4 protein-coding genes are annotated in these 12784 nt (G+C 56.3%); all 4 read right to left on the bottom strand.

All coding sequences use genetic code 11. From position 1 onward, the window contains the following. Positions 1-413: 413 nt before the first annotated feature. The 4 genes from BLU17_RS19845 to BLU17_RS19830 all read right to left on the bottom strand — a co-directional run bounded on the left by BLU17_RS19845 (position 414) and on the right by BLU17_RS19830 (position 12760). On the bottom strand, positions 414-1499 hold the full coding sequence (locus BLU17_RS19845) for a hypothetical protein (protein WP_092000104.1): 1086 nt from the start codon (positions 1497-1499) through the stop codon (positions 414-416). Between the two features lie 200 nt (positions 1500-1699). Then, entirely contained in the window at positions 1700-9370 is a 7671-nt protein-coding gene (locus BLU17_RS19840) for a CHC2 zinc finger domain-containing protein (protein ID WP_176929150.1), read from the bottom strand. Between the two features lie 406 nt (positions 9371-9776). After that, on the bottom strand, positions 9777-11570 hold the full coding sequence (locus BLU17_RS19835) for an ATP-binding protein (RefSeq protein WP_092000099.1): 1794 nt from the start codon (positions 11568-11570) through the stop codon (positions 9777-9779). Beyond that, positions 11567-12760 (bottom strand): SIR2 family protein, encoded by a 1194-nt coding sequence (locus tag BLU17_RS19830; RefSeq protein ID WP_092000095.1) that lies wholly within the window; start codon positions 12758-12760, stop codon positions 11567-11569. The genes BLU17_RS19835 and BLU17_RS19830 overlap by 4 nt, the downstream gene beginning before the upstream one ends. Positions 12761-12784: the final 24 nt, after the last annotated feature.

Raw genomic sequence — 12784 nt, 5'->3', positions numbered from 1 at the left:
TACCGTCACGGTGGTTTGTGACGGTATCGACAAGGCCGTACGACGAGAGAATATCGATACCGTCAGCAGTACCGCCCCCTCCCGCAAGGCATTGCCCGGATCATCATGGATCTCCCCGGGCAATACTCCATGTTTTTAACGAAAAACACAAAAAAAAAGTTTCCGGAACGACTTGGGAGCCGTTTAGATCACTCCCACTCGATTGTCAACAAGAATAAAGCGCCTAATTGGAAACTGGCTTTCCGGGAGACTGCCGTTTTCGTACCGTCGACGATACCGTCTGATCGACTGCGCAGTCGTTGACCATATACACCGATCATCCTTTGCTGGCCGGCGGAATTTTCGGCACATGCATCATCGTTAGAGATTCGATCCAACGCGTCCCGAAATTGGAGTCGGCATCTGATCTTCTCTTACTCAGCCACAGCGTTCGATAGCTGCAGCGCGTGTGTTGGATGTCGTCCCACTTGGAGCTTGTACAGAATGAACAGTCCTTCAGGCATTGGCAAACCAGCTTCATAGTCCTGCCAGCGCTCCTCCGAAACAAATACCGCTGCTGCCGCTTGAGCCCGAGTGTGTTTCACTTCTTCGCGTAGCGCGACTATCTGCTCAACTTTTGGTTCACGATGAGTACGATCCGGCCAGAGCTGCGGCAGGCTCCCATTCTTGTCGACGAGCTGGAGTCGAATGTCATCCCAGTCCAAAAACAGAGGGACGTCTTCGTCCGGATAGCCAACGCGTCGGGCACCAAGGCCGACGACGGAATCGGCGCCCGCTTCCTGATAGTCATGAATTGCGTTCGCAACTACCGACCTGGCTCGAGCAACTTGGTCCTTGGCTATTTCGCGCAGCACCAGATGCACCGCCCCTAAATCTCGCACACTTCGTCGTGCACACCGACGAAGGTCGATCTTCTCAGGCTGCTCATCCAAGATGCGAGTTTTGAAAACCCTGTCACCTTGTAAAGTAGATCTGTTTGCGATGAATTTAACGGACTCAGCCCAGCTGTTGGCGTCTCCCGTGCTTTCATCATTGGCGACGAAGCCGTGAACAGCGGTTGCCTTGTGCTGAACGTGGTTTCTCATTCCGCACATGAACCGGTAGTCTGCGCTCTGGTCGTATGCCCGACTGAGTGCCGACTTAGCCACCACGCCAAACTCAGGCTCGAGTTCCAAACATTTGAAGTCCTGTACCACTTGGTCGGCATAGCCTCGCATGGCGGTAAGCAGGTTCACCACATGGCGGTTCGCTTTCTCGAGGAATTCTGCCACGGCCGGATATCGGTATTGGGGCTCAACTTTCGCACGCAGACCAATTTCGGAAAAGGCCAACTCCATCGCCAAAAAATTTCCCAGCAATAGCTCGTAGCGTTGTTCAAACGCCAGTGCTGCCGAGAGCACCTCTCGCGCGTTTGCGAGTTCTTTGAAGCGCGCCTCCGATATGGGAATCTGAAGGCGTCTGCCAATGATGCACTGTTCTAGGATGTACTCAAGAGACATATTCCAACGCTTTAAGTTTGAGATGCCAGGCGAACGTTTGCGCGGTGCTACCCGAAACCCACGTGCCTTTCGACAGTCGTAGGTAAAAACGTCATGCCAATTGCTCACAAAGAAAGAGTACGCCCCACTCTGCGTCTGATCAACTCGTGCGAGATACACGACTTTTCAACGGCGTCATTATCCAAGCTGCGAGGACTCCACTAAGGGGCGCCAGCCTCCCCCTCCTCGCACCAAGGCGGAACGAGCAGGCTTGGCAATTCCTGGTTTTCTCTAAGCGTGAGATCGACGTCGAGAAAGTCCAGCCAGGCTGGCTCGAGATTCAGTGGGCCATGTTTGGCGTGCGGTTGTTGGTATCGATCTCGCTCCCACGCCGACAAACGCTCGCGCATGGCTTTTGGATCGGAAAAATGTTTAGCGAATGCGTCCAACTTGGAGACGTCGAGGCTCTGAGTCGATGCGGATCTCAGTTCGTCGAATGCTCGCCAGAATGCACTTGGCGACGTTCGCCTATTCGAAGTTGTGGCAACCTTTTCCAACGCTAGCTGTATTTTCTCGGCGCTGCTTGATTCTTTAAATTCGGATTCAGAAACCTTGGCTAACGCCTGGTGCAGATTGACTTTGTTTGCGATCGGGTCAAGAAGTTCGACAACGGGTAGATAGGCAACGAGCACCATCGGTTCAGGAAGCAACTGCGGCCGTGGCCGACCGCTGACGACATGTACCGGATCGACGTCAACGACTACCAAGGCCTGGTCATTATCAGACAATGCCCCCTCCGCCCGGGCAGAGAGAATACCTTTGCGCCAGCCATGGTATGGCGTCAGCGTCTCTACAATTCCGGCAGAGTTGGCATGCGGCTTCGTGGCCGAATCGATTCCGATGAAACAGCTTCCTCCGCAGGCAATCGGAGATTTGGCAGCGTTGCAGAAAATCGTGGCTGTTCCCGATGCAAGAACACTGGCCTGCCCTGCATGCCAATAGTCGTTACTTCGGGACGTCGCTGCCGGTACCAACAGAATAGTGCGCCGAGGATTGTTATGTGGCTGTGCCACGGTAAGGACATCCCCTAACGCCTTAACGTCTTGCCAGACAATCTCGTCGGCATCTGCTGCGGCCGTATCAGGAAAGCGGTTGAGCATGGCGGCCACCTCCCGCTGCAGTGGTGCGTAATTGGCCGGACTTGTGAGCAGAAATAATTCCGAACAAATCAGTTCCATGCAGTAGCGCACCGGAGGCATCGATTCCGCAATCGCGCGAATCAATTCTCTGAGACGTTCTTTAGGCACGCCGCGTTCGTTAGGCACGCCGAAGTCGCCCAGTTGTTCCAGTAGCTGGGTAACCCCAAAAAGCGGTCGTAGATCATTCCAATCTGGGCGAAAAAGCTCATTGGCAGCCACAGCACGGTATTTCTTCCCCCGGACAAATCGAAGCGTTCGAACCGCATTACCTTCTCCGAAAAACGCCTTGGAAAGAGCGTCGTCAGGTCGCCACAGCAGTGTGAGCGGCGCCATTAGCGGATGAATGTCCGCGATCGCATCAGTCGACTTCCTCGAATCGGGAATCGAATCGCCAAAATGCCGGTATGTTCCAGCGAGCACTGCGAGGTTGGGATAGTGGCGAAGAAGTTGTTCGTCCAACCATTCGACCGTTTCCCGACGCACCGAGACTTCCGGTAACACCAGCAATTCCACCTTGAGAAGGGCACACGCTTCAAGGGCACGCTTCAACAAGGTACGCCGCCGGTGCTCCGGCCAGCTCGGCACCGACGTTGAGTTGCCTGTCGGCCAGGTATGCTCCTTCCCACGCGCGGCGGCCCCATTAGCCTTGGCGAGCGCTCCTTGCGCGTTCAACTCTGAGATCAAGTCGTTCTTTTCCAAGTCCGGCATACCCATGCCACACAGCCCGACCTCCGCCAAAGGATGGCTGTAACTTTCCTCTATTCGCCATTGCAGCAAAGCCACCCGCATATGGGGCCCGCTTTCTGGGTCGCCGCGTTGCGACCAAGATGTATATTGAGAATCTCGAACCCTACGGCGGATGTCATCGCTTTCAACATCTATCTTGCCAGCGTCTCCACGCGCATTCGAAGGTCTGGATTCACCAGCAGTGGCATCAGCATTAGCAGACTGGGCATCGCCTGTGTCCGCAGTAACGGCTTCGCCAATCGCGGTTTCCGTAGTAGCGACGCCTGCCTTATCCGATCCGGATATCGAATCCTCCGTTGTGGCCGTGGCGATATCTTTATCGTCAGCGGTCCCAGGCACGGCAGGCACAGGCGCAACGTCCGCCAGCAGAGTCGCCGGGGTCGTCTCAGGTCCTATCTTCTGGGGTGCGGATGGAGACCCTGTCCCACCAGCCGGCTCGCCATGCCACCACCGCCCCAATTTGTCATCGAGGGTGTGGACTGACAATAGTTCGTTGTCTGCTTGGCGGCGGACTTCCGTCCAAGTCGCGAGACGACTACGACCTCGCTGCACGCGAGCAACGCTGTCGTTTGAACCGAGTCCGGAGTATTGCAATTTTGCCAGAAGCCATTGCTGACTTTCTGCATCGGTAAAGCCACTGTCATTGCGATGACGACGGTACGCCGGAGCCTCGACCTGCCGAACCGAAAGCCCCAGATGCTGATCGACCTGATGTGTTGCAAGCGACAAAGTTCCTACCACGGAAATCCATGCGCTAGCGTCGTAGGTCGGCAAGTCGTCAAATGGCCACGCCCATTGCCGATTTTCGACATTTTCAGCTGGCGCCGATTGCCAATGACGCAACTGCTCATAGACAGCACGCAACGGATTGTCATCGGTCGCATTCAGCACCTGAGGTGCGACACGATCGAGGATCCCAAGCAATGCGAGCATCCATTGCCACGGCGTGGTTTCCTTGGCAGCAGCCCAATCATCCGCGCGCAAAATCCTGCACGCGGCATCGTACTCAAGCTGAGGATCCTGCCTGCTCGCGTCTGGAGCGTTCCAGCCCGGCGGTATTGGCAAGCGCTCCGGCAGTGAAGCGTGTCCACGATAACGTGCCGCACCCCAGGTCGACGCAACGAGGCCTCGAAGAGCTAACCCCGTCGCCGCAAGCGAAAGTCCTATATGTAATGCTTGGACAGCCCCAAATCCCGCTCCGTTCTTCGCTTGTTCGAAACGGACATCTGACTGGTCTAAGCTACAAGACTCTGCCAATGCCAGCATTACAGCGAGGTCAGTACGAATTGACTCACTGCCGTGATTGCGCGGCAGCGCCATCCACTCCAGAACGCTGAGCGGCAACCGCTGCAGGATAAACGCAGGCAGCAGATGCAAACGATCACGCAGGTCGCTGGGCCCCCTGCGCTGCAGGCGCATTGCCATACATCGGGTTTCGGCTTCAGTGAGGAGTACCAGTTTGACCTGTGAGACAGGGTCAAGCGCGGGATCGAATCGCCGCAGGATGTCTAATGAGCGCCTGACGGTTCCAGGAAGGCCGTTGCTAACTTCCTGCTGAACCTGCGCGTCCGCGATCAGCGTTCCGCGCAACTTGCCCAGTTGTTGCCGCAGCACATAGTCTTCGATCTGATGCGGATGCGCTAACGCATTTTCGCCCTCTTCCACTGAGGTTTCGTCGTAAGGCAGATCAAATGCCATACCCAAAGCGTCGCTCACCGTACACCCCAGCCGCCACAGTTTGGTGTATTCCCCGCCGGGTACACTAACGCTGCGCAATCCGCCTCGACCATCCCGCACCCAGGCGCTTACGCCCAGGTTCGCGCTGTCCAGCGGGACCGAGACCAGATACCACTTACATTCACGGACGTCCTGTACGCTACCGTTGGTGGGCCCGTGAGCCAAATGGGCCATTACAACGACCCATTCTTTGCCGTCAACGGCCGATGTCTGCTGAATAACATGCAGGGTTTCGTACAAGTCCGCAGCAAAGCGCGCCCGGTTTGCGGGGGCCAGCGAGTTAAATACAATTTTAAGACTTTGCTGGCCAACGGACCTGTGCAATCCGTGAGCCAATGTATCGGAGGCTCCCCAGGTCAAAGCCAAAGGAGAAACAGCTTGCGCGCCGGCTTCTGTCATTGTTGCCCCGACAAACTGTGCAGGCGGTTGCGCATTGCTTTCAGATGCAAACGCAAAAAGTGTGACGCCCGGGTTATTGTCGTCCTGCACATAAGCCAGCATGCCTGAATCGGCAACGGGCAGCGGTGGCAAGATAGAGATTTCCTGCGAACCGACAATTCCATTTCCGATCAGGTCACCGTACTTCTTGAGGATCTCCCAACGGCTAAAGCGCGGCGGCCCACCGGTATTCGCGACCAGAAATTGCAGCGCTATCTTGTTGGCCTCGGGGTCTATGCTATCGCCCCTGCCTTCACGGCCCAAGGCAGGTGCCTGAATATACCCGCACGCTGTTTTTATCGTTTCCGGACCCAAAGCTTCTTTCAGGTTAAAACCGAGCGGCAGCTGGTTCAGGGGAAACTTTGTATCCTTCTTCGCGTCATAGCGGTTTAAAAGAATCGCTGCGAGGCATAGCCATTCGGTCAACGTGGGATCCGTTGACCTTTGGGACTCTACGTGAAACGGAAGTGTCGTGCCTGGCACGCGCTGCAATGCTTTCCATTGAACTTTTCGAACGCGACTGCGAATATGCGCCCGATTGCGTTTCAGTGGAACGTTCTGCAACAAATCGTCCGCCTGCAGAATAGCTGCAGCAAGAGCATCCAGCGCCTTGTCGTGTCGCGCGATCCATTCCTTTGTGCGTCCCTTCTGCATTGATGGACTCCAGTCCATCAACATGTCCAAGCCCTCTATCGCAAACAGAATGTCATATCCCTGGCGCGCGTAAGCTACTGCCCAGGCGTGTCCGGCGCAGACATCTTCCCAATGTTGGCGGTAGGCGTCCCAAAGGCTCGTCCATGCATCCGTGTCCAGTGGATGCGTGCGGTCTAATTCCTGCATCGCCACTTGCCACCACAGAGCTCGCGCACACTTGCCGAGGTCGCTGGGACGAAGGTCCGGTGCCTGCATGGCCTCACGTACCTTTTCGTGAACGGTGGCGTAGTCATCCAGTAGACCCGGGTGCCTCAGGAGGTGCAGAGCACTTTGGCGATCCATAACGCCGCTATCATCGGCGCTCATACCCCAGCCGGATTCGCCGTCTCCAACCATCGGCGGCTCCCAGGCCGGTACGGATGCCGCCAATATCCGCCCACTGTTTAGTTGCTGCATGACCGTTTCTGGTGTACCAGGAGTAACGGCATCGCCCTTGCGCACTAAAGTCAGATCGAGATGCGAGGCAGCGTTCTGCACGGCCTCGCGCAGCGCATTCAGGCGAGCCTCAGAATCTGCCAGCAGGACGATGTCATCCACGTATCTGGCGTACCCAACGCGCGGCCTCTCGGGATCATCCGGATGTCTTTGGCTAGGCTCACGCATGAAAGCACGCGCTGCAGCATCCAGCGGGAACATCGCGATTGTCCCGATCCAGGCTGAAATAACGGGTCCTTGGGGAATGCCTATCACCTGATCGCTGAAGCGTTCAGTTCCATTATCAGGATGTCGGTAGCCGTGCTCGAATAGACTGCCGCACAAAAGATCCACCAAATGTTTGGCGGTATCCTTTGCATCGTGACCCGGTCGGTTCAAGAGTCGAGAAAACTCTTCCCCGCCGCTGACAGTAAGGGCCTGCTGGATGGGCTCCATCAACCGGTCTCGTACAACGTAGCGCTGAATAGCGTCGTAATAGCGTTTCGCATCCAGCCGCAGAACGTGCACATGCGGGCCGATAGCTTGAGCCTGCCGACTGAGTGAGGCCATATACCCGCGCCAACACTCCATGAAAGGCCTGAACATGCCTTGGTCGCTCGGCTTGCGCCGGCCCTCCAGCACATCCATGTCCACCTGATAAGCAAAACTCAGGGTTACCTCGTCGTAACGGCCGCGCTCATCGTCACGTATCGCAGAATCCGAATCGTGCGCACCGACATAACCAGTAACACGAATCTCATCCTCGGTTTCGTACCAGCGGACCGCAGGTATGCAATCAGAAAAGGTCCGTGGGCCCTCATGTGCGAAATCATGCCGTTCGGTTAGCAGCTCGTTTATGAGGAACTGCTGCAGATGGAGGTCTGCCGGATGAGGCATAACTTTACGCCTCGGGTCCGCCAACATGTTCGCATCACCGGACAGCTTGCGTGGCAAATGTACTGCATCGCATGGAGCCGTCGGGCGCCAGTCTGTCTGCTGCAGGCGATCTCGTGCAAGTGAGTTGAACAGTTGAGCGCTCCGATCTAGGACACGCCATGTTTCATCATCGCAAGGTAACTCGCCTCGCCGGGACCCGTGTTCAGCAAGCATCCGCGCATGATTCAGCCGTGCTTCCTCGTTCGCGAGCACCGTTGACTCGATTACGCTGGCGTGGGCTGAAACGTTCAACGAATGTGGTCGCAGGAGCGCAAGCAGGTCTTCGACCCACTGTGCGCGAGGCTCCGCCAACGCATCGAGTCGCTGTTCCCAGTTCGCGGAAGCACCGCTGAGGGCACGCAACGAGCGCGCCGTCTGAAGCAATGCTCTTTCTCGCAGGTAGTGAGAAATACTGTGCCAGAGATCATTACTGACCAATGGCGCCGCATCCTTATATCCAAGGCTCGCGGCGAGCAGAATACCTACTGCAGGCAACGAGTGCTGATCGAGTATGGCTTCTCCTGCCTGACGATCCAGCGAAGCCAGTATTTCGTCGGGGTCCTTCCCGGTCGAAGTGTTTTCTTCAATCGTGAAACCGACCCACTCGGTCGCCATACCGGAGCGCCCGAGAAGTTGGCGAGCGGCGCGACTTGCACCGTCAAAGCCCGCTGTATCTCGATCAAAGAAAAGACGCACGCTCAGATGGGTATCACCGGGAAGGTTGACTCCTTCGACGAGCTCGATTAGTTCCGTGCGCTGTTTTTCCCCGAGATTTGAGCCCATCACAGCGACGGCCGACATCCCCAACGACTGCAGCCTTAAAGCATCCAGGAAGCCTTCAACGACATAAATTACCGGCTGTACGTTGCCAGCTTTAACCGATTCGCGCACGGCCTTGCGGGCTACGTTCGCGTTGAACAGAACGTCTGCCTTACGAAACCCCGGCGTCAGTAGATATTTCGCTATAACATTTTCGTTCGCCCTGCCAGAATCTACGGGGGGCCTGAAGCGTCCCGCAAAGCCCAACAGCTTATCGCTCATGTCGCGGATCGGAATCAACACCCGCCCGTCATGGAAGTAGTCTCTGAACTGCTCACTCAGGTCAAGGGAAGTCTGCAGATCGAGCACCCTATCTGGGCGCAACCGCACCAGCAGCCCGGCAGAAAGCAGTCCATCAATGAGTTCCTGTCTCTGGCCGAAACTCTCATGTTTTAAGGCTCGGACGAGTGACGATCCAACCGGTAGGCAGCGCATCCCGAAGCTGAAAAGGAAATTCCGGTCAAAGCGTCTTGCTTCGCACCATTGGATGAACGCAGATTCGTCGTGCTTCTCGTTGAAAACCCGCTGCGCGAAGGCGAGCGCTTCTTCACGGGGGGGGTCCTTTTTGATACCCCGAACAGCGTTCCCGGTTTTGGGTGCAATGCCCAGATTGCGAGCCAGCCATTCGACGGCTGGCCTGAAATCGAGGCCCTGGACCTCCTTGACAAGATCGACAGCATACCCGTGGGCGTTGCATGCAAAACAGTGATAGTGCGAATGCCGGCCCGCATCTCGCGGGTACAACACCAGTGATGGCCGCGTATCTTCGTGGAACGGACAGCGTGTGACCAGATTTGCCCCGCGCTGTTCGACGTCCATACCCAACCGGCGCGCGACTTCCGGCAGCTCCGCCGTTGCCAAGATTTCGTCAAGGTCGTACCAGTCCATGCATTTTTCCTTTTGTTTTCCATAGACGGCACAATCAGCTTGCCGCTCATCCATGCCTACTCGCGCTAACTCGAATCAACGCCCAGTCGCGAGATTTTGCAGAAAAATCGAACCCAAATTCTATATCGATGCGTTGGGGGAAGGTGCCGCATCAATCAGACTCCCGCAACGGTACGCATTGGTGACTTGACAAAGCCCATAGCCGCGTCTTGTCAATTGGTCGTGTCGTCAGCGACTTGGATTGATAACCGGTCGTGCGTGACGTTCCGTTGCTATCCATAATACTGATCGCGAACGCGCTACATGCTTACCTCTATCAATTTCTCCACTCCCGTTGATTACGAGGTTAGGATGATCGCTGCATAACTTGCTGTACGTGGAAACGAGGCAGGATCATGAAGGCCGCCTACTCTGCAGCAGCCGGCGGCGGACTCCAAAGCCTCTCCAGGTCGACGTCCTCACTAGCTGGTTGCCTGTTGTTCGGCAAGCGGTCCACCTGAATCACCATCGGCAGCTCGAATGCCGTACCCGTCACCACACAGCATCCTTGCGACAACCCCGGGATGAGCCCGCGCGAGAGCGCGTCCAGCGTTGAGATAGTGTTATCGATTAAATACAAGTCTCGGTCATTCACCAGCCGATGGATAAAAAAGTTGTGTAGTTGGGAAACGATCGTAGGCGAGATGTCAGCCGGCCGCTGGCTGGCAATAGTGATGAACATTCCAAACTTGCGCCCCTCCTTGATAATTTCCTCGAACTGCTCCAGCCGGTAGTCCTTCCAGGTTTCACTTTCGCGCGTCGACTGGTCGGACAGAATGTTGTGCGCCTCATCGACTATAAGATGGATAGTACGGTCGGGCGGATTGGAGACCGTAGCTTTGTGACTGTTGTAGTAGTGTTTCGCAAACAACAACGGCAAGACCTTTTTGACCTCGTTGTTGCAGCGGCGCATCGAGATTACGGTGAGCAAACGCTCGACCGGTGCAGCATCCGAGATAGACAAGACCTTGCGAAGGCTGACCAAAGAGGACTCGACGCGCTTGAGAAGAGGCTGGATATGTTCGAACTGAACGTATCCAGCGTTCAAGTCTGATATCAGTTGCAGATTGACGCGCAGCACGAGTTGGTCGAATTCGTCGAGCCCATGGACGTCAAGGGTGTCAACAGTTGGCGCGATACGGGCGTTGTACTGTGCCCCGTCGGGGTCGATGAACGCGCCTTGATAGTTGAAGCGACCGTTGCGGTACCAAGTAACGCTTGCCAGTAGATCCAACAGCGCCTGGTTTCCCACACGCCGAGCCACGGTTCGCATCAGGTCCAGCGTTGCGGGCTTGACCTCGCCAGCGCAAAACGATTGCTGGAATTTCACCTTTGCGTAGTTGGCCAGCGCCTCCGGGTTGGCTCCGAATCTAAGCTTGCCCGTGATGACGCGATTGAGAAAGGGGCGCTGCGTGTTGGCCGTGGCCTGGAAAAGCAGCGACATCGTCTCAAGCTCCCAGAACTCCTGCGGTGCCAGAGGAAAACGGGCCGTTGGATCGTTCGGGTCGGGATCTGCTTGCGTCGACAGTTGGTAGACCGTCTTGTGGATCGCTGGAGCTAGCTGCTCACCACCGTACTCGCCATTGAAGTCCAGGACGATGAAGCGGCTTTTCCCCGCGATGAGTGGTAACTTGAGATCGAAGAGGACAGTATGAAGCTTGGCCAGAGTGTTTGACTTACCGCTGCCAGTGTTACCGAATATGCCGATATGGCTGTTGAAGAGCCGCTTCCACGGCAGCCCGACCGCGATCTCCTCCTTGAGCATGCACCCGATCCTGAATTCACTGTCTGCCCCGCGGTCAAAGATGGACCGGATGCGCTCCTCGGGAAGCAGGTAAGCAGCGTCCTGGATCATCGGCAGATACTTGATACCCTGAGTGAAGCCGGTGCGGTCGAAGAAACCAATCGGCCTCGCCTCGACCTTCCGCACAAACGTCGTCCTGCCGTCACGGGTCTCCATTCGGCTCTCGTCCAGGAACTCGCCCTCGACCATACAGATGATGTCGCGGAACCCGCGCTGGATCGACAGGTACTCGCGAATCGACACCCCCTTGTACTTGTCGCCTGCGTAGAAGAGCGTTTCCTTGCTCGATTGCTCGTCAATCTTCAGGACCACCTTGGTGCCATGGACAGCAATGACTTCGCCCACGCGGATGCTCATAACAGGTCCTCGGCGCCCGCAGCGTCCGCCACCGGTGCCATGGGCTCTGCCGGGGGAACTGCAGGTGCGGCGGATGTAGATTCGAGTGCCTCTGGCCACGCCAGCACCTGGTTATTGAAGGCGGTGAAGTCCATGACTCCTTCGTCAAGCGCCACACACTGGACATTGCGGTAACCTTTGAACTTGTCCTCCATCTCAGCGTGCCCGGACTTACTGAAGCAGCATACGAATACCTGCAAGCCGGGGTTGGAAAGGGAACGCATAACCAGGTTGAGGATGTGCTCGTCGGCGAATGAGAAACCAAAAGTGATAAGTACTGCGTTTGGCTTTTCGAGCTCATAGCTCAGCAGCCTCAACATCTGGTAGTAATGCTCTTCATAAACCGTCTCGTGGAACTTCCACTTCGTCGGGTTCACGATGGGCATCTGTTCATACCTTGTCCAAAACGCCCTCATCACCTCGTCGGTAAATTCTGGTTCAGGGAGATCCGCGAGCGTGAAGGCAGGATTATCGAGGGCAACGGAAAACGGTTGCAACAACCCGATCGCTTCGGCATCAAGCAGAGTCTCACGTGTCGACAGGTCGTAGCCAACCTGAATCGCGGTGCCTAACTTGCTCCAGTACACTGAACCATGCAGGTGAATCAGATTGATCTGCGGGATGCTGCTCTGATAGCGACCAAAGACACCAGCCTGGCAAAGGTAGGCTCCGAAGTTCCTGGCCTGCAGAATGCGTTGAGCGAAGCCCCGCGTTCCGTCGTTCAGCACGAAGTCAATCTGGCCTTCTCTGATGAGGGCGTCAGCCACGAGCGGAAAGCAGCCATCGTAGTTCGTCGTGAACACGTTGCAGCGCCGATCCAGCGCCTTGCGGCGTTTCACCATCTCCAGCGCGGTCATCAGAAAGGTGCGGTAGTTCTTGATGACCGTGGCGCCTGAATCAGTAGCCATCGCGCCTTCCAGGCTGAGCTGTTCAGCAGGCCGGATGCAGTTCGCGTAGTAGTGCATGAACAGCGGGATCAAGCGCCGGTCGTTCTCCCGCTCAAACCTGGTCGCGAGCTCTTCCAGAGTGTAGCGCGCGTCGCCATCGCCGGTTCGTAGCTGCAACTGCAGGGTCGGCAGGAGGCCGAATGACGCGCCCGATCCGAACAAGAAGTTGATGTCCTTGTCATAGATGTCGCTGATTGCAATCACTGCCGCTCCTTCGCCGAATCACTG

The organism is Paraburkholderia lycopersici (assembly GCF_900096975.1).
GTDB lineage: Bacteria > Pseudomonadota > Gammaproteobacteria > Burkholderiales > Burkholderiaceae > Paraburkholderia > Paraburkholderia lycopersici.
This window is presented reverse-complemented; position numbering and strand designations above follow the sequence as displayed.